General features: G+C 67.2%; 10 protein-coding genes and 4 pseudogenes. 1 reads left to right on the top strand and 13 read right to left on the bottom strand.

The genetic code is table 11. From position 1 onward, the window contains the following. Positions 1-13 precede the first annotated feature (13 nt). The 4 genes and pseudogenes from IPJ95_09195 to IPJ95_09180 form a co-directional block, all read right to left on the bottom strand. Positions 14-1,540 (bottom strand): lipopolysaccharide biosynthesis protein, encoded by a 1,527-nt coding sequence (locus IPJ95_09195; GenBank protein MBK7923791.1) that lies wholly within the window; start codon positions 1,538-1,540, stop codon positions 14-16. Continuing rightward, positions 1,521-3,011, bottom strand: coding sequence for a hypothetical protein (locus tag IPJ95_09190; GenBank protein MBK7923790.1), 1,491 nt, complete (start codon positions 3,009-3,011; stop codon positions 1,521-1,523). The genes IPJ95_09195 and IPJ95_09190 overlap by 20 nt, the downstream gene beginning before the upstream one ends. An 89-nt stretch (positions 3,012-3,100) precedes the next feature. Next, positions 3,101-4,161 (bottom strand): annotated as a pseudogene (locus IPJ95_09185) (Gfo/Idh/MocA family oxidoreductase). 119 nt (positions 4,162-4,280) lie between these two features. Further along, positions 4,281-5,626: pseudogene (locus tag IPJ95_09180) on the bottom strand (nucleotide sugar dehydrogenase). A gap of 702 nt (positions 5,627-6,328) precedes the next feature. Here IPJ95_09180 and IPJ95_09175 point away from each other — a divergent pair. After that, complete coding sequence (locus IPJ95_09175; protein MBK7923789.1) at positions 6,329-7,090, top strand: isocitrate lyase/phosphoenolpyruvate mutase family protein; 762 nt, start codon at positions 6,329-6,331, stop codon at positions 7,088-7,090. 162 nt (positions 7,091-7,252) lie between these two features. Here IPJ95_09175 and hflX read toward each other — a convergent pair whose 3' ends face one another. The 9 genes and pseudogenes from hflX to IPJ95_09130 form a co-directional block, all read right to left on the bottom strand. Further along, a complete protein-coding gene (gene hflX, locus IPJ95_09170) occupies positions 7,253-8,506 on the bottom strand; it encodes a GTPase HflX (protein MBK7923788.1) in 1,254 nt (417 codons plus the stop codon). Positions 8,507-8,564: 58 nt separating this feature from the next. Next, the gene (locus IPJ95_09165; protein MBK7923787.1) at positions 8,565-9,029 is read right to left on the bottom strand and encodes an LEA type 2 family protein; all 465 of its coding nucleotides are present in this window, start codon (positions 9,027-9,029) and stop codon (positions 8,565-8,567) included. An 80-nt stretch (positions 9,030-9,109) separates the two neighbouring features. Further along, the gene (locus IPJ95_09160) at positions 9,110-9,559 is read right to left on the bottom strand and encodes a GNAT family N-acetyltransferase (GenBank protein ID MBK7923786.1); all 450 of its coding nucleotides are present in this window, start codon (positions 9,557-9,559) and stop codon (positions 9,110-9,112) included. A 435-nt stretch (positions 9,560-9,994) separates the two neighbouring features. Further along, positions 9,995-11,041 (bottom strand): putative DNA binding domain-containing protein, encoded by a 1,047-nt coding sequence (locus tag IPJ95_09155; GenBank protein ID MBK7923785.1) that lies wholly within the window; start codon positions 11,039-11,041, stop codon positions 9,995-9,997. Beyond that, positions 11,038-12,803: pseudogene (locus IPJ95_09150) on the bottom strand (DUF4041 domain-containing protein). Before IPJ95_09150 ends, IPJ95_09155 begins: the two are co-directional and overlap by 4 nt. An 18-nt stretch (positions 12,804-12,821) precedes the next feature. Beyond that, entirely contained in the window at positions 12,822-14,222 is a 1,401-nt protein-coding gene (locus tag IPJ95_09145; protein MBK7923784.1) for a hypothetical protein, read from the bottom strand. 679 nt (positions 14,223-14,901) lie between these two features. Continuing rightward, a complete protein-coding gene (locus IPJ95_09140; GenBank protein ID MBK7923783.1) occupies positions 14,902-15,474 on the bottom strand; it encodes a GNAT family N-acetyltransferase in 573 nt (190 codons plus the stop codon). Between the two features lie 367 nt (positions 15,475-15,841). Then, positions 15,842-18,341: pseudogene (locus IPJ95_09135) on the bottom strand (AAA family ATPase). Then, complete coding sequence (locus IPJ95_09130) at positions 18,338-18,553, bottom strand: hypothetical protein (protein ID MBK7923782.1); 216 nt, start codon at positions 18,551-18,553, stop codon at positions 18,338-18,340. Before IPJ95_09130 ends, IPJ95_09135 begins: the two are co-directional and overlap by 4 nt. Between the last annotated feature and the right edge of the window lie 361 nt (positions 18,554-18,914).

Raw genomic sequence — 18,914 nt, 5'->3', positions numbered from 1 at the left:
GCCCGGACGGCCGTCACCCCCGTCGCCACGCGATCCGCCTCTCCAAATGGATCAGCCACCGCGTCCCCGCCCGTCGGAGCAACCAGAGGTACGCAGCGAGTCCGGCACCCTCGAGGAGGACTCCCACTCCGAGGAGTGCCGTCGGCGAAAGGTGCGGGACCAGCAAGGCCCGGATAATTGCGATGACCAGCAGGATGATCGCCGTCAGGGCGCCGGCGCGTGCCAGGTCCAGGTCGTGCCCCGCGAGCGACAGCGAGCTGTGGAGGAATCGCCAGGTCGCGATCCCGAGCCCGAAGAAGGCCAGGGTGGTCGCCCCGGCCAGTCCCTCCACCCCCAGCCCGAGGAGCGCCGCCCCGCCGGAAGCCAGCAGGCCGATCCCGAGCGCCAGGAAGAGGTTCCGCATGTTGATAGCGCGCTCCTCCAGCGCATCGATCACGGAGCGCAGCAGGGAATAGACCAAGTAGGGGCTGACGGCGAGCAGAAGCAGGCGGATGCTGGCGACGGCAGGGAGGTAGGCCGGCCCGAGCCAGACCAGGACCACCTCGCGGGACCAGACCAGAAGTGCGCCGCTGGCAAACAGGCCCAGGTGCAGCGCGACGCTGACCACATCCGTGACCCGCTCACGCAGGTATGCCGCCGAGCTGGTCGCCTGCAGGCTGGAGAGTCGTGGAAGCACGACCAGCCCGAAGGCCGCCGTCCCTCCCTCCACTACCCGCATCGCGGATTGCCCAGCGATGAGGTACCCGGCCTCACGCAGGGAACCGAGGTAGGGGGCAAGAAATGGCCCCAGCGCCATGAGTCCGCCGAAGGCCAACCCGCCGGGGATGCGAGGCAGCGCATACCGGGCAAGGAGGCGGGCCCGGTCCAGCACATCCGCGGACAGGACCGGCGCCCGGAGCGCCTGGACGAGCCAGTAGGCGAGCGGCACCCCCGCGAGAAAGGTCACCGCACCGGTCCATAGTACGATGCTGGCCGGGTCTCCGGAGTGCCGGAGCAGGTATGCAATCAGCGCCGGGCCCGCCCCGAGGACGACCACCTGCCACAAGTTGCCTCGGCGAATTTGCTCCGTTCCCCGGTACCAAGCGAAGACCACTGTGTAGCAGGACAGCCCCACCACACTGACCAGGCTGGCCATCAGGAGGGGGACGCGCGCCGCGTCATTGAAGAGAACCGCCGCGAGCGGCCCGCGTGCCGAGAAGCCGATGAGCAGAAGCGCCACGTTCGGGATGACCACCAGCCCGGTGGCGGCCGCCCGGATCGCTGCCCGCCCGCTGGGCGATGGCTCGCGGGCCAGGTCCCGCGCGATCGCGATCCCGAACGGCATCGTCGAGAAGACGGTGATCGAGGAGAACAGTCGGCGGGACAGCCCCCACGCACCGAAGCTGTCCGGGCCAAGCCCCTCTGCCAGCCAGCGGGTCACGAGAACCAAGGCCGCCATCGTCGCCAGCGACGCCAACGCGGCCGACCCGATGTCCCGGATGAAGGGACTTACCCGGACCCGCGGCGCAGCCGGGCTCGCGTCAATCGGCATGCGCCCCATCCAGGTACTCCCCCGCAAGTTCCAGGAGCAGGATGGACCGGGGCCCCGGGGCATCGGCAGGGTTGGCCCAGACGAACCCATCCCCGTGGACGACATAGGTCCTCGCCCGGAAGGCCCGGGCATCAGGGGTGGCTCCCATGGCCAAGCGGAACAGCGCCCGACCGAGTTCCGGGATCGCGGGGTCCGCGAACCCGAGCAGCCCCCAGCCGAGGACTGCCCCACGCGCCAGGCATGGGCGATTCTCGGTGCGCGAATCACATCCCTCCGATGGCGGGTATCCCCAGTCTGGCCGGCCCCCATAGCGGACCCGGTACCAGCCATTCCCGCCATCGAAATAGTTATTGAACTGGGGGTGCGCGAGGTCGCCCTGGAAGGCCCGTTGCAAGTACTGCGCAGTGGTCAGCCTGAGCACGCCTGCATCCGGGAACCCGACTCTGGTGGCCCGCCGCGCATCCCAGAGCGAACGAAGCAGTACAGGAAGGCGGTGCACGTGGGACACATCCCAGCTCCCGCCGGTCGGCGGCGCTCGGTCGCTGACCGTCGGGAAGGCCCGTTCGGCATAGCCCGCGTAGGCCATGTCGGGGTGGGCATCGAAATCCCCCTCGAAATACCCCAATCGCTGGGTGGTGCAGGCCGGACCAGTGCACGGCACCGGCCCTCCATGGAGCTGGGTCGACTCGCGAAGGCGCGTGGTGCCCGCCCGCACCAGCCGGAGCAGGGAATCCCGAGCAGCCGCCGACGGCAGCAGTGTAGAGTCCAGACGGAATGCCTCGAGGAGCTCGGCGGCCGTGGCGATCAGCCAGAGGTCGGTGTCATGGAGCGCCACGTGAAAGCGCGGCCCAGTGGGATGGAACCCCCCATTCAACTGTTCCCAGCCGGGAACGCGGCGGCGATTCAGTCCCGCGACGACGTCGGTGTTCCACTCCGTCCCGAAGGCCAGGCGCAGCAGGTGCTCATGGACCAAGAGGGGACCATATTCGACGAGGAATTCCCGCATGGTCGCCGTGCGGTCCGCCGCGGGCAAGGTGGCGATCAGACGGACGAGGCGAGCGGCGGGATGAAGCGCTTGCGCATTGCAGAGGGCACACTCGGATGGCACGGCGGGGGCGCCCGCGCGATCCTGCCAGAGCAAGGTTCTGGCCCCCGCCTCCCCCTGTGGTAGGCTCCTGCTCTTCCGTGCAAAGGGCACCGCGAGGCGTTGAACGTCGCCCACCCGGGTGAAGCGGGCGAGGTAGGCGAGGTAGAAGCCGCTCACCTCATCGAGCAACTCCCGGCTCCGGGTTGCGTGGGCCAATCCCAGGACGCCGCGCAGGACCGGCTCGAGGTCGTAGGCTTCGGCAGCCGCGTCGGCCACACCGGCCCAGGTTGAGTCGACTCGCCACTCACCGGATCCTGCCGCGGTGATTCCGCCCCAGGTGGCAAGCCGTGCCCGGCCGATGGTCCGCCATGCCGACAGCGCCTGCTCGGCCACGGCAGAGTCCGCCAGGCTCGGCTCTGGGCTCGGGGGTGCAGGAAGAAGCGCCTGGAGGAGGACCAACCCCGCATAGAGGAGCATCCAGCCTACAACTCCAGCGGCAATCCGACGGTCCGCCCATCGCGCGCCGAAAGGTAGATCCCGACCAGCAGCTCCAGCGAGCGCAGCCCCTCGCGCCCGTCGGTCTCCGCCCGGGCCTCGCCCCGCAGCGCCCGGATCACGTTGTCGTAGTACACCGGGTGCCCGTAGCCGTACACCGACGTCGTCTGGTAGCTCGCGTCCCGGATGGTGGCGTCGTCGGGGTCCGGCTCGGCGAACTCCCACGCCTGGATCTCGTTGACCGCCACCCCGCCGATCCGCACCGTGCCCTTCTCCCCGAGCACCGTGAGCGAGCCCTCGAAGTTCTTCTGGTGCGCCAGCATCGTCACGCTCACCGAGCCCAGCGCCCCGCTCCGCCACCGCACCGACGCCACCCCGGTGTCCTCCACCTCGATGTGCCGCGCCAGCGTGGCCGTGAAGGCGTGCACGCTCTCCACCGGCCCCACCAGCCAGTCGAGCAGGTCCACGTAGTGGCTCGCCTGGTTCATGAAGGCGCCGCCGTCGAACTCCCACGTCCCCCGCCACGGCGCGCTGTCGTAGTACTCCTGCGGCCGGCTCCAGAAGACGTTCACGCTCACCATGTAGATCCGGCCGAAGCGGCGCCGCTCGATCGCCCGCTTGAGCAGCTGGATCGTCGCGTTCTGCCGGTTCTGCTTCACCACGAACAGGCTCACCCCCGCCTTGTCGCAGGCGGCCACCATCGCCTTGCCGTCGTGCCACCGCGTGGCCATCGGCTTCTCGGTCACCACGTGCCGCCCCGCCTCCGCCGCCTGGATCGTCTGCGCCGCGTGCATCCCCGAGGGCGTCGCCAGCACGATCACGTCGGCGTTCGACTGCGCCAGCAGCGCCTCCAGCGATGTGAACCCCGGGACCCCGTGCGCGCCATCGCGCCGGCCAGCGCGCCGGGGTCGGTGTCGCACACCGCCACCAGCTCCGCCCGCTCCTGGTGCCGGGCCAGCGCCTCGAAGTGCTTGTCCGCGATCCGGCCGCAGCCGACCAGACCGAACCGGATGCGGCGATTGGAGATAGGCAGGGTGGCAAGCGGCATGGAATGGAGTATAGACGCACCCGGGGAGCGGGGAAAGCGGGGGCCACCACAAAGGAAAAGGGGGAGAACGGCTATCCCGTTCCCCCCCTACCGCCTTACCGCCCTACCGCCCTACCGCCTTACGCCTTCACCACCCCCGACAGCCCCACCAGCTTCCCCTGCCCGCCGGACCGCAGCACCCCGCGGCTGTCGAACACCAGCGGCGCCTCCTTGAGCACCAGCGGGTAGTCGATCTCGGTGTGGTCGGTCACGATGAGCGCCAGGTCGGCGGCCTTGAGCGTCGCCGCGGTGAGCGCCACGCTGTGCAGCGGCAGCCCCTGGATCGGGGTGTGGCCATCATCCACGATGTGCGCCACGTGCGGATCGTGGTAGGAGACGATCGCCCCCTTCTCCTGCAGCAGCCGGATGATGTCCAGCGCCGGGCTCTCCCGCAGGTCGCCGATGTTCTTCTTGTAGGCCACCCCGATCACCAGCACCTTGCTGCCCTTCATCGCCTTCATCCGGTCATTCAGCGCGTCGGCCGCCTTCTGCACCACGTAGCCCGGCATCTCGGCGTTGATCTCGCTGGCCAGCTCGATCATCCGGGTCTTGAAGTGCAGCGTGCGCATCTTCCAGGAGAGGTAGTGCGGGTCGAGCGGGATGCAGTGCCCGCCGAGCCCGGGGCCCGGGGTGAACTTCATGAAGCCGAACGGCTTGGTCGCCGCCGCCTCGATGACGCCCCAGACGTCGAGGCCCAGCTTCTCGCAGGCCTGCGCCAGCTCGTTGGCCAGCGCGATGTTGATCATGCGGAAGGTGTTCTCGTACACCTTCACCAGCTCCGCCGCCTCCGGGCTCTCCACCGGCACCAGGGTGTCGAACACCTTGCCGTAGAGCGCCATCGCCGCGTCGTTGCACCGCTTCGTGATCCCGCCGATGACCTTGGGGGTGTTCCGGGTCTGCCACACCGGGTTCCCCGGGTCCACCCGCTCGGGGCTGAAGCAGAGCCCGAAGTCCACCCCCACCTTGAGCCCGGTCGACTCGAAGATCGGCAGCAGCACCTCGCGGGTGGTGCCGGGATAGGTGGTGCTCTCCAGGATGATCACCTGCCCCGCCCGCAGCCCGGCCTTGCACGACTCCGCCGCCGCCACCACGTACGAGAGGTCGGGATCCTTGGTCTTGTTGAGCGGGGTGGGGACGCAGATGGAGATCACGTCGCAGTCGCGCAACCGGCCGAAGTCGGTCGTGGCGGTGATGAGCCCTTGGTCACGTACCCGGCCAGCAGCTCGCCTGGGACGTCCTCCACGTGGCTCTTCCCGGCGTTGATCCCGGTGCAGACCGGCCCGCTGATGTCGCAGCCGATCACCTTGAAGCCGCTGCGCGCCACCTCCACCGCCAGGGGCAGACCCACGTAGCCGAGGCCAACCACGCCAACTGTGGCATTCCCTCGCGCGATCCGCTCCATCAACTGATCCAGACCGTCCGCCATGACCGCCGTACCTTGTCGTGAAAGTGATGTGCCACAAGGAGTTGCCGAACCGGACCCCGAAACTAGCGGAGGACGGCCGGTGATGCCACCCCGCCCCGGTGCAAGCCCCGTGCGCGTCCACCCCGCGCGGCCCCGTCCCCGATCCCCCGATCCCGGCGCCGGGCCGCCCCACCTCGGCCCTTGTGAAAGATTTCACATTTGATAATTATACGGGAGTCGCCGGGTCGATGGAACCGGGGCCGGAGCCCCGGGCCTCCACGGCGCCAGCCCCACGCATCCCGCCCCGCGGGCCCGGAGCCCGCGGGCCGCGTCATCCCCCAAGGAGGCAGTCCATGGCCAGCGCCGCGCCCGTGAGCAAGCACGCCGTCTATCCCAAGGACGAGATCGCCAAGCTCCTGGCCCCGCCCGAGAACGAGCGCCCCGGCACCAAGCTGCGCCGCCTCCTGCACGAGGCCCGCGACAAGGGCTCCTTCGTCCACACCGCCGGCGCCTACGACGCCTACACCGCCTCCATCATGACCCGGCTCGGCTTCAAGGCCCTGTACGGCTCCGGCTGGCAGCTCGCCGCGGTCAAGAACATGTACCCCGACATCGGCGTCTACCACTCGCACCAGATGGTGGACCTGGCGCTGGAGCTCTGGAAGGGCATCGAGGGGGCCCGGCACCCACTACTACGACACCGAGGGCAAGGAACTCCTGAACGTGCCCCCGATGTTCATGGACATGGAGGCCGGCTTCGGCGGCCCCACCCAGACCTTCTCCCTGGCCACCGAGCTGGTGCGCGCCCGGGTGGGCGGCGTCCACCTCGAGAACCAGGACCCCGCCGACCGCACCTGCGGCCACATCGTCAACGTCGGCAAGGCCAAGCGCGACAAGGTGCTGGTCCCCCGCGCCACCTGGCTGGCCAAGCTCAAGGCCATCCGCGCCGCCGCCGAGGCCATGGGCGAGGACCTCGTGATCATCGCCCGCACCGACTCGGTCGACGGCGCCCTGCCCGGCCAGTCCTCCGGCGGCGTGAAGATGGCCGTCGAGGATGCCTGGGAGGCCTCCGAGCTGGGCTGCGACGTGATCTGGGCGGAGTTCAACAACGTCGACCTGGAGCAGCCGCGGGCCTTCGCCGAGGGGGTGCGCAAGTACTACCCCAACCAGATGCTCGGCTTCAACCTCTCCCCCTCGCTCTACTGGGGGAAGGCCAAGAAGGCCGGCACCCTCATCACCAACCAGCAGCTCGCCGACCTGGGCTACACCCTCCAGTTCTCGACGCTCTTCAACTTCCGCACCGCCGGCATGGCGCTCGACAAGGGCCTGCGCAAGTTCGCCGCCAAGGGCCTCGACGCCCTCGCCGACCTGCAGATCGAGGAAGATGAAGCCGCCGGCGGCCCCCCGATGACCAAGATGCACCAGAAGCTCGCCGGCATGAACCGGTGGCTGATCCTGGAGTCGGTGCTGTCGGGGAAGGCGTAGGCGGTAAGGCGGTAAGGCGGTAGGGCGGTAGGTGGGAACGAAGAGAGGGGTGGGGCTCGATCCGAGCTCCACCCCTCCTCTCTTACCGCCTTACCGCCTTACCGCCTTACCGCCTTACCGCCCTACCGCCCTACCGCCTTACCGCCCTACCGCCCTACCGCCCTACCGCCCTACCGCCTCCACTCCGATCCCCTCCCGCCGCAGCTGCTCCGCCTGCCACGGCGCCAGCCGCACCCGCACCTTGTGGTGCTCCCCCTCCACCGTCTGGTCCACCACCTCGCCCAGGCGGTACAGCGAGGCGAGGCGCGCCCCATCGGCCAGCGGCACCAGCACCGTGACCGGCGGCCGCAGCTCCCGCTCCCGCTGCCGCAGCGCCGACTTGACCCCCTCGAGCCCGTCGAGCCGCTGGGTGGTGGCGAGCAGCGCGTCGGGGTAGAGCGCCCGGGCTCGCGCGGCGAAGGCGGACGGCTCGGCCACCTGGTCCATCTTGTTGAACACCGGCACCAGCGGCAGCTCCCCCACGCCGATCTCGGCCAGCACCTGGTCCACCACCGCCATCTGCTCCTCCCACCCGGGGTGGCTCGCGTCCACCACGTGCAGCAGCAGGTCGGCGCCGCGGACCTCCTCGAGCGTCGCCCGGAAGCTCGCCACCAGGTGGTGCGGCAGCTTGCGGATGAACCCCACCGTGTCCGACACCCGGGCCCGGCACCCCTCGCCCAGGTCCACCTCGCGGGTGAGGGTGTCGAGGGTGGCGAAGAGCCGGTCCTCGACGAAGATCCCGTGCTCTCCCGAGAGCATCCGCAGCACGCTCGACTTGCCGGCGTTGGTGTAGCCCACCAGCGCCACCGAGAGCAGCGGGGTGCGGCCGGCGCGGAGCACCTCGCGGTGCTTCTCCCACTCCCGCAGCTTCTCGCGCAGCAGCTGGATCTTGCGCCGGATCATCCGGCGGTCGGTCTCGAGCTGGGTTTCGCCCGGGCCCCGGAGGCCGATGCCGCCGCGGATACGGCTCAGGTGGGTCCACATCCGCGCCAGCCGCGGCAGCAGGTAGGCCAGCTGGGCCAGCTCCACCTGCAGCTTGGCCTCGTGGGTGCGTGCCCGGGTGGAGAAGATGTCGAGGATGAGCTCGGCCCGGTCCATCACGCGGGTCTTGAGCTCCTTCTCGAGGTTGGCGCCCTGGTTGGGGGTGAGCTCCTCGTCGAACAGCACCAGCGTGGCGCGGCTCTCCTCCATCAGCGCCCGGAGCTCCTCGACCTTCCCCTCGCCGATCAGGGTGGCGGGGTTGGGGCTGGCCACCTGCTGCGACAGCCGGCCGACGACGACGGCGCCGGCGGTGTCGGCCAGCCGGCCCAGCTCATCGAGGTGTTCGGTGAGGTGGTCCGCGTCCTCCGAGCCCTTGCGGGGCGCGCCCACCAGCACGGCGCGCTCGGCGGGCGGTTCGATCGTGATCAGTTCGCGAATCGGCGGGGTCCCCGGGTCAGGGCTTGAGCAGGGGCACGTTCCCCTGCCCCGAGAACGGAATCTCGAGCGGGGTGCCGAGCGGTGTGTTGATCGTGAACCGGCCGTTGATGCCGTAGTTCACCGCGCCGTAGCCGAGCACCGAGCGGGCGGCGCTGGCCACGCCGGACCACTTGAAGGTGAGCGGCACCGTGAGGAGGGTGGTGTCCTTGGCCGCCAGGGTGAACGGGTTGGTCAGCGCCACGTCGCCGAAGCGGCTCCCCTCGATGTCGAGGCTGGCGGTGAGGCCGACGCCCTTGAGGGTGATCTGGTTCGGATTGTGGAACGCCAGCGCCACGTCGAGCGTGCCGCCGGAGAGGCCCAGGTTGCGGACCGAGAGGTGATGCAGCCGGACGTCGGGCTGCAGGATGTTCACCGGATTGACGCCGCCGGGCCCGCAGGCGGCCACGACCGCGAGGGCCAGGACAGGGAGAAGTTTGCGCATGGCTGGAATATAGGCGGGGGGGAGGAAAAGACGGGAAAAGGGAAGAGGGAACAGGGAAGAGGGAGGCGGGGGGTACCCCGTTACCCCGGCGGGGCGGGCGTCTGGTCGCTCCGCCGCAGCTCGAACGCCACCTCGCCGTCGGGGGTGAGGCCGGTTCGTCGCCAGCCGGCCGCCTCGTAGAACCCTTCCGCGCGGGTGCCGGGCGCGGTGGAGAGGTGCAGGCGTTTGAGGCCGACGGACCAGCCCCACGCCACCAGCGTATCGAGGAGCCGCCGCCCGAATCCGCATCGCTCGTGGGCCGGGTCGACGAACAGCGCCCAGACGTTCCCGGTCCGGGCATTCACCACCGCAAAGGCCACCACCTCGTCATCCACTTCGATCACCCAGCCGCGGCCGGTGTCCTCGATGGCCTCCCGGTAGGCTTCGGCGGGGATGACGAGCGACACCAGGCGGTTCTCCCGCACCGCGTGCCGGACCCGCTGCATGGCGGGGATGTCGGCTAGGAGGGCTCGGCGAAGGGCTGCGGGCATGGGGGTGGGGGTGGCGAATCGGTGCCTGACGTCGGGGCGGGTGTTGCCGGCGGGCCGACAGGACGCAATGGCCGGAGCGGCGCCGCCGCACGGAAGGATGGGAGTACATCCCTGTCCCGCGCCCAGCAGGACCCGCCATGGGCGAGCTCACGCTTTCGAGTCTCCGGAATTCGCGGGGCGGTTCACGCCAACCGTGCCGGGCCTACTTCCCGGCCCCTCGGAGATCGTCGATGATGCGCCGGCACCATGCGGTGTCTACGTCCCAACCGAACAAGGACAATACCTTGACGCCGTACTCGGAGGCCAGCCCGGGAACGCGCCCCAGCAGCTCAGCCGTCGGACTCACAATCTGCTCAGCGAAGGAGTCGGCATGCGCGATCCGCCGCGACGTGAACGGCACCCGCCGCGGAAGGTCCATCATGAGCACACGTCCGTTCAATGACGTAAATCGAACCTCGACATGGATGCCCGCGCCGAGCTTGCCGGTCGCCCCGAGACGCGCAGCGAACTCAAACCCCAACGTGAGGTAGGCCAGGAGCTCACCGACCCCGGAGGTGCGCCTCCATGGCGCCAGTTGTCTGGCAAGGGGCGATCTTGGAAGAGCTCTCGGTCCTTCCAGTCACTGGTGTACCCACCCAGCCAGAGAAAGGCCCCGCTGTCGAAGAAGCGCCATGCCTCCAGAAACTCGTCCACTTCTGTTTGCTGCTCGAGGAAGTGCTGGTGGCGCATAGGTGCAACATCCCTGTACAGGCGCGGAAAGCGATACCCGAAATAATGCACCTCCGTCCCTCGTAGGGCTTGTTCCATCTCGGCAAGCGATCCGAAGCCTGTTGCCCCTGGCCGCGCTGGGCGCACAACGAAAGACCACCAGCCGCGGGAGCGGATCGTGGGAGCCACCTTGCCACCGATGTGCTCTAGGAGGGGCCACGAGTCGTCGGGCTTCAGGCTAGCGCCAGCGCCGGCCGTGATCTCCAGCAGATGTCGTAGGCGCTTCTCAGTCGCCAAGTCGATGAGGTCCCGCATGTCCGCCTGTGTACCAATCGCCATCGATTCCGGCTTTCGGCGAGGGCGCCCGTAGAACACGCCCCGCTGGAGGGTCCCCGGAAAGTCCTTCTTGCATGCGACCGGCAGATCCTCGAACTCGCTGACCTCGATGACGAGAAAGGTCCTTCCGTCCAGCTCGACGGGGCTGCAGCGGACATCGACACTCGGGTCGGCGTACTCGGCGAGCCCGTCCAGCACGTGATCGCTTTTCCAGGTCTGCAGCTCGTCCGCGGTGAGTCCGACTGGCTCGAAGCGGCCGTCAGTCTCCCCCACCCCGACAACGACCACACCCCCGTCTCGGCGGTTCGCCATGGCCAGCACCGCTTGGACGACCAAGGCGAAGAACACTCGATCATCTCTCTCGCCGGGACCCTTGAACTCCAGTCCACGCTCCTCGCGCGGCGACTGGAGGATGTCACGCAGTTCGTTGGGTGTCACGAGGGTGCACGCTGGGGGACGAGACTATCCGCCGCCAGCGGCGACGCCACCTGGCCGGCGCCCGGATCAGGATGACTTGTGGACACTACTACGGCCGGTTCTGTGCTGAGTCGGAGGCCCGGTGGCGCGGGGGAATCGTCCTCGCCCTCAGACATGGCGGACATTGCTTCGTAAGTATACTGTCGCTTGATCCACGCGGCGCGCGCTGCCGGATCCTTGGCGATCAGCTCCTCGATCTTGAGGGACTCCCGGTACTCCTGCGCGGCGGCCGCCATCGTCCACTTAGTCGTCAGCCCGAGTCCCTCAATCTCCTGCCGGATGTGGGTCAGGTCCACCCGGAAGAACTCCTTCCGGTAGTTAACCTTGTTGACCTGGTTCATGATGAAGTGCCGGTGCAACTGGTGCTCGAGAGCCGGGGCATCCTCAGCGAAGATCAGGGCGTGCACGTCGAACTCGTACGGCACGCTGGAGTCGCCGAGCTCCCGAATCCGGTCGAGTGGCTCGAGCCGACGGGTGAGGCCGATCTTGTAAACGTGCTCCCCGAAGGAACCGATATTTGAGATGATGTAGACGTGGCCCTGCTTGGTCTGCTGGGCCATGGAGAGCGCCCGCTTGTTCTTCTCCTCGGCCTCCTTGAGGCGCGCGGCCAGCTCGGTCAGCTGCGCCTCGTACTTGGCCCGCTGGTCCTCGCTGGCCCTTGCCAGCTGCGCCTGGGCCTTCTCCATGGCCTTCTTGACGAGCTCCTCGTCGCGGGCAGCTTCCCGCATGGCACGCTCATACCCTTCCGTGCCTTCTCCTCCTCGCGCAGCTGCTCCTTGATCCGGCGCTGCTCCTCACGCTCCTCGACCTTGAGGCCGTGGACGATGGCCGCCCACTTAAGCTCCTCAAGGCGCAGGGCAAGATAGGATTCGCGGATCCGTGCGTTGCGGAATGCTTCGCCGTTGTGGTTCACAAGGATGAAGTCGTCTCGCATTTCCTCGGCGAGGGCCCCGGCGTTGTCATGCTTCACACACGCCAGTATCGAATCCACTTTCCCGTTGAACGCGTCGGCCACGAACCGGATCGCCGTCTCCCGCCGGCCGTCTTCGACGTAGTCGCAGTCCGCCGCCTTGCCCTCCTTGATGGCCTGCCGCACCTCGTCCCGGATCACCTTGAGACGCTGGGCCGCCTCGGTATGCCCCATCTCGGCGGCAAGTTCATCGATGAGCGTGGTGGTCGGGATCAGATACCGGTCGCCATAGCCCTCCAGCTTGTTCCGCATCGCGCGGACTGTCCGCTCGAGCTTGTCCGCCTCCTGGACGGCGCGGAGGGCGTCCCCAGCGAGCGCCTCCGCTTTGGCGTGGGCCTCCTGGACGATCGCGGCCGCACGGCGCTCCGCGTCCGCGATGATGGCATCCCCCTTCGCGTTGGCGGAGCGGGTCCGTTCGATGGCCTCCGAGCGAATGGTGGAGGCCTCGGCCTCCGCGCGGGCCCGGATGGCCTCCGCCGATACCGCGACTTCGGCCTGCAGGCGGTCGGCCTCGGCTCGGGCGCGGCTCGCCGCGCTCTCCGCGTCCCGGAGGATCTCCGCGGCACGCGCCGTGGCGTCGGCCACTTTCTCGAAGGGGGCGAGCCGGCTGACCCGGATTCGGAGGTTTGTCACCTCCGTACCGAGGCGGCTGGCCTCTGCCCTGGCGGCGGCGGTGCTCCGCCAGGCCACAATGAGGACGGCGACCACGATGGCCACCAGCGCCGCGAGGCCGAGGATCAACGGATCAAGCATGTGGCCTCCGGGCTGTGCTTATCGGAAGAGGGTGCGGTTAATTTCACCCGCGAGATTCCTTCCCGCCCTGTGGTCGCTTGGTGTCTTGGCGATGGTGAAGGTGTACCTCCCATCGTCGCGATAAACCGCTTTGTAGTGCTTTCCATCTTCTGTGATTGTAAAGCCAAGATCTTCTAGCAGCCGCCTTTGGCCATTGCCAAGCCCGCCGTCAGTCTCGAAGGCGTTCTTGATGTCATCAACAATATCAGCGCTCGCTCCCGTCGCTGGATTGGCCGCAATGAGGTCATCAACTAGGTGTCGGCGCCTCGAGCCGCCTCCGAGGTTGCGGGAGGCGATTTGGAGGCTCGCCGCGATCGTGTCAGCGAGTTCTCCTGGAAAGTATTCGACCTCCTTACCTGCCTTGAGCAAGCCAGCTTGCTTTGAGCCAGAAGAGAGGCGTCGGATCTCCGCATTTAGGCGCCCGATTTCGTGATTCGCCTCATCCAGTTGCTTCGCCTGGGCTTCCATGTCGCGGTCGAATGCTTCGATGTAGTCATCGACAGACTGAGACCCAGAGGCCTTCAGGGCAGCGATCCGGACCTGAGAAAGTGCTTGGCTAAGGTATGACCAAGTAACCTCACTACTCGGGCGCACCATTGTCAGGGAGCTGCGAACATGCTCGCCAACTGCGACTTGAACCTCTGCTGCCGTGCTACCTTGGAATGGCCTGATTTTCATTAGCTGGCCAGCGGCATGCGGCCACACAATGCCAACCGATCCACCATAGGGGTTCTGGCTGCTGGCGCGACGCGCCAACGCAAATGAGAAGTACTTGGATGGCTCGACAACAACGTGTGCAAGTCCGCCAAGGTCTTTCGCCAATGCACTGGCATCGAGCCGAGGAAGTCCTCTGTGTGGACTACTGAGATAGACGATTGGAAGGCGCCCTCCACTACGCCCTGTGAGCATTGAGGCCGCGTCGTCGACCTGATTCTCCGCCAGGAAGTGGGGCTTGTCCTGGACAGTCAGGAGGCCGTCGGTTCCCCCACCTAGGAGGTCAAAGACGAGCTTGATGGAGTAAGGCTTCTTGGCCTTTGGCAGGACAGCGGTCGGTTTGAGGAGTGCACAGTCGAGGCGGACGCTAACAAGGAAGCCGTCCAAACTCTTGTGCCCAACTAGCTGAGTGGTCCACTGACGTTCGCCGTCCACCCAGCTATGCTCGAAACCAGCCCAAGAACCGGCGGCAGTAGTTACTCGAACAGCAGTCGCTGTCTGTCCATTGTGGTTGTAGAGGATTTGATCGTCTGGGGGCGAGTCCGCGAATTTGTATCCTTTCCACCCAAGGTGGGGGGAGCCTTGAAGCCACTTCTTCGCGATGGCAAGGAATGCTTCCGGCGTGGTTTCGGGAGCTGCAGGAAACTCAGTTGCCCATTGAAGCATCACGGCTCCTTGCGTGAGACCACTTTGTGCAATGAACGTTTCGCTGAGGCACACCGCTACCGTGCCTCGCAGTGGCGCCGAGGCGCCCGGCCCCGACTGCTCCAAGTGATGGTTAGGCCTCCTCCCCGAAACGGCACCAGTCTGCCAGAACTGCGAAACGACCCCAACAGGGCCACCAACTGGGGGAGGAGCCCCTGTCTACGCTACAGATCGGCGGCCATCTTGCCAAGTCCGTCTTTGAGGTCGCGGTCTCCGCGGTGCCCGCGCAGGTGAGGGAGACCCGACGCCTGTCGCTGTCTGGGTTTGGGACCTGCTTCACCGCGCAGGCGCCGGCCGGGGTGCTGCTGGAGGCCTGCGGGTCGGCGCATCGCTGGGGCCGGCAGCTCCAGCGCCTGGGGCAAAAGGTGACCATGCTGCATCCCAGGACGTGGCGCGCTATCGCGATGGCAACAAGACCAACCGGGCCGACGCCAAGGCCCTCCTCGAGGCCGCCCGCCACAAGGCGTTGAGTCGGGCCCCGCTGAAGTCCGCCAAGCAGTAGGGCGTGGCGCCGCGATTCGGCGGTGCCACAACATGCCGGCGGTGGTGCTGGCCAACGAGCCGGCGCGGACAATTGCCGGTTTACGGGTGCGGGCATTGGGGTGGCCTTATGCAACCGCCCGCCACGTAGCTGCGCCTCTCAGGCCCCGCGCGTCGACGCCGTGGCGGTGTAGACCAGCATGTCGGCGCTGCCGTACACCTCCACGGGACCGTGCAGGTCGAGCCCGAGCCGTTCGAGCACCCGGCGCGACGCCATATTCGGCGTGTCGACCACGGCGTGGAGCCGGGCCAGCCCGTACCGCGGCCAGGCGTCGGCCATGACGGCGGCCCCGGCTTCAGTCGCGAGTCCCAGCCCGTGCCACGGCCGCGCCAGCATGTACGCGAGCTCCGGCCCCCAGGCCTGCTCCTCCAGGGCCGGGGTCAGGATGCCGCACCAGCCCACGAAGGCGCCCGCCGGGGCCGCGAGGGCCGGGCCGGCCGTCAGTGCCCAGCAGATGTAGTCGCGCGTGGTCCGGCCCAGCGTGAAGTGGTCCACGAAGTCTCGGCGGGCGCGCAGGCGGCGCTCCTCATCCGACACGATCAGCCGGTAGGCGTGGTAGAAGGCCATGACGGCCGGGTCGCAGACGCAGGAGGTGTAGAACGCCTCGAAGTCCGCCTCGCCGAACGGCCGGAGCCGGAGGCGCGGCGTGGCAAGCGCAGGCTCGAGGAGCATCGACAGGGGGGTAAGAAGTGGGCCGAGCGTGAGCCACGGGCGCGGGCCGGACGCCGCGAATCGTACGCCCCCTGGCGGGTCACCGCAACGCGGGAGTATCCGGCCGGTGGGCGGACCGGCTGCATGCCGGGCGTCCGGAGCGTCTGTGCGGGGGCGCTCGCGGACACCGCGGCCGCCAGGAGGACAGCCGCAGCTAGCGCGATTCCGGATCGATGTGGCAAGGTCACTTGGCGTAGCATGCCGCCATCGATGGCCGTCCGCCGCGCGCCAACGATCCTATTTCGGGGAGGTCCGCCCCACGGGGGTACCGGACATTATCACTGGATCAGCGTCCGGGGGTCAGATCACATGGACTCGCCATGGTCGGCTACCGCCGATCAAGCCGCCGGTAATACTTGGCCCGGTTTGTGGCGGGGTCAATCATGGCAAAGCAATCGGCGAGAGCGTCGACGCTTTGCAGCACTCCAAGCAAAGCATATGCGTTGAACGGATCGCCTGCGCCTGTCTCATAGTGACTGACGTAGTTTGCAACAATCGACGGTGCATGGTGGTTCTTCAGAGCGGCAATTTGCTCGGGGGTTAGAACGCAGTACCCCGCCGCTTGATAGAGGGAGACTGCCTTCGTAATTGCATCGATGTAAGTGGACAACGTGCGCTTGTCACCCCGCGTAGCGTAATCGGGCGGCACCGGGATCTCCAAACTCGTGATGATCTGACCAAGCTTGTACTCAAGATACTGGCGCACATACGGCTCGCCGACATCTATCTGCCCCGCGTTCAGGTATTGCTCGGCCTGTGCCTTCAGACGATCCGCCTGCTGCGCAGCGATCATTAGCCGCCCACGGGGCGGCATGCCTTGCAGCTTTTGGTGATTCCACTCAGTCGTGTCGTTCAGCCGGTCGAAATACTTCTCAAGGCTCGCATCGTGGCTGAGGATGATAAACTGAAGCCCGCCGGGGAGCCCGTTCGCCGCTCCAAACCGCAATTTCGTCCGGATCGTGTCCATCAAGCTGAACTGGTGTCCGGCATCGAAACTTGAGGTCACATCGTCCAGCACCATAAAGCGCGGCACACCCTGCTGCCGGGTCGCTGCGGACAAGAATACAGAAGCGGCGACGGCATTGCGGTAACTCTCTGACAGGAGCGCCCGCGCGCTTTGGTTTGAAAGGCCGAAGAAGTTGGCCAGCTTCAACTCCACCTGCTCGGTGTTCTGCGCCCGGTTCAGCATCGGCCGCACGTCTGGGCCGCCGCGCACCAGATGCCGGAAAAGCTCCTGGCAACTGGCCTGAATATCCGTGATGCGCGCATTGGCGAGCACGCTTTCCGCCGTTGCGAACTGTCCGGCTACTGTCGTAATGAACGTCCGCCACCGAACGAGCTTCGCGAGCTTCGCACGCTTCCTCGCGAGCGCCGGAAGGGTGCGCTCGTAGTCGTTCATCGCGTCGCGGAATTGCTTGGCCTGCCCCAGAGTGCGAGTGACGGCGACGAGCGACGGGGGCAAGCTGGCCTGTAACGTCGTCCTCTCGGCATGGATCGCCGCAAGCACGTCAACGCGCTTCGCTTCGAGGGCGCCAAGCGCATTCTTCGCGCGTTCCAGGTCGACCGTCGCCACTGACGACTGGTGCGCAGCCACGGTCAGGACCGGCGCGATACGATCACCATCCGCAACGCTAAGGCGCGACTGCTCTTCGAGCAGTCGAAGCTTCCCGACGCACCCCGCGCTCTGCACCTGCCGTTTGAGCTCGGCGTCGAGCTGTCCGGCCTCATCATAATGCGCGGAGCTTCGTCTCCAGCTGATCAGAAAGCGGCTCGTCTCCGGCATTGTCGCAGACAGGGCAGACCATCGGATCGCGCCAGTCCGCACTGTTCACGACCGCGAGCGCACCTTTCAGCAGGGCGTGCAGGCTGGCGGCGCCGACTTTGCGCATCGCATCGTCGCGCGCCTTCGCCGCCGTCAGTAGCGCGTCGAGCTCGGCAAGCTCCGCCGCCGAGACCTGCAAGCCGTCAAGCGTCGTGACGGCGGTGTTGAGAACCTCCAAGGCTTTCCGCGCCCCACCGCCTTCTTCCTGCTCGATGAGCTTTTCTGCGGCGTCAAAGTCGAGCTCCATCACCGAGGCATTGGCGAGCAACGGCGCTAAGAGCGCGGTGCTTGCCAGTCCTGCCGTCACCCGCGCTTTCAGTGCTGCGGTATCCGCCATCTGACCGCCGACGGAGCCGGTCACTTCCTGATGGGCGGTGAGAATGCGCTGTTCGACCCCCGCGAGCGCGCGGCTTGCGGCGGTGGCGTCGGCCTCGAGCGTGGACAGCTCGAGATCGCCGTTGATGTTGCGGGTGTTTTTGGCCCCGTCGAGCGCTTGCCGCAGTTGGGAATACCGGCTCATGCCGACGAGCGAGGCGAAGGAGCGCCCGCGCTCCAGTGCCGAGCAATCAACCAAGGAGGCAAAGCGCGGGTAATCGACCAGCACAAAATCCTCGCAAAGATCCGCGAGGAAGCCGTCGGGATTGGTATGGCCGGAAGGGGACGTGACCACCCGTGCGCCTCCAGCTGCCTGGGTGACGGTGATCGACACGCTGGGGGTGCCGTCATCGCTCATGAATACCAGGGCGACCGTAGCCTGTTGCGCTGGATGGAACTTGTTGATGACGTAACTCGCGCCCTGTTCGGCTTCCTGCATCCCTTCCAGGCGCGGTACCGTGCCGTGCAGGGCGAAGTGCAGCGCTTCGAAGATTGAACTCTTCCCGACGCCGTTGGGCGCGTGAACGGAGTTGACGGCATCGTGCTTGAACTTCAACACAAGGGGATCGCCGTCATTGTTGATGCCTCGAAATCCTTCAATGGCGACGGAGGCGAGAAAATACCGGCTCATGCCGCAGGCCCTTCTGGCAGCCCGTCCAGCGCGGCCAGGACCGCCCGGTTGAACTCCTGAACTGCCTGCCGGGTGCGTGTCGCGTCACCGTCACGCGCCAACAGCGCCAGATTCTCGAATAGGATACGAGCACAATCGGCATCGATGCGCTCCGCTTCCGCCCGGAACCGGGCGAGGTTGTCCGAGAATGAGGACGCCGGATCAAAGTTCATAGCCCCCCCCACAGTCTATCGGCACCGCAATTGGCCAACTCGGCCGATATTCCGCCACCACACCGGCGCCATTCGTCACGCACTGCCCCATACAGCTCACCCGCCAAGGTCGTACTTCATCGAACATCGTCGTCGCCGGCTCTAGGTCAAGTACTCTTTGACGCACGATGCCCGCGCTGTGCCGCACCGCGAAGGCCTGGCTCTAGGCGGCGCTTGTGTCGCTTCTGGTCCTCAGCAAGCTATGCTGGTCGGCTGGCCCTGCCGCTACGCCCTCATTCATGGCTTGTGAGGGGCACTAGGACCTCGCATAAGCCGCAGGGCCGCGGCTAGTCGAGGAAGGCCGTCCCGGCTACCGTCCGTT

The organism is Gemmatimonadota bacterium, assembly GCA_016713785.1.
Taxonomy (GTDB): domain Bacteria; phylum Gemmatimonadota; class Gemmatimonadetes; order Gemmatimonadales; family GWC2-71-9; genus JADJOM01.
The sequence above is the reverse complement of the archived record's forward strand: the minus strand, read 5'-3'. Positions and strand labels throughout refer to the sequence as shown.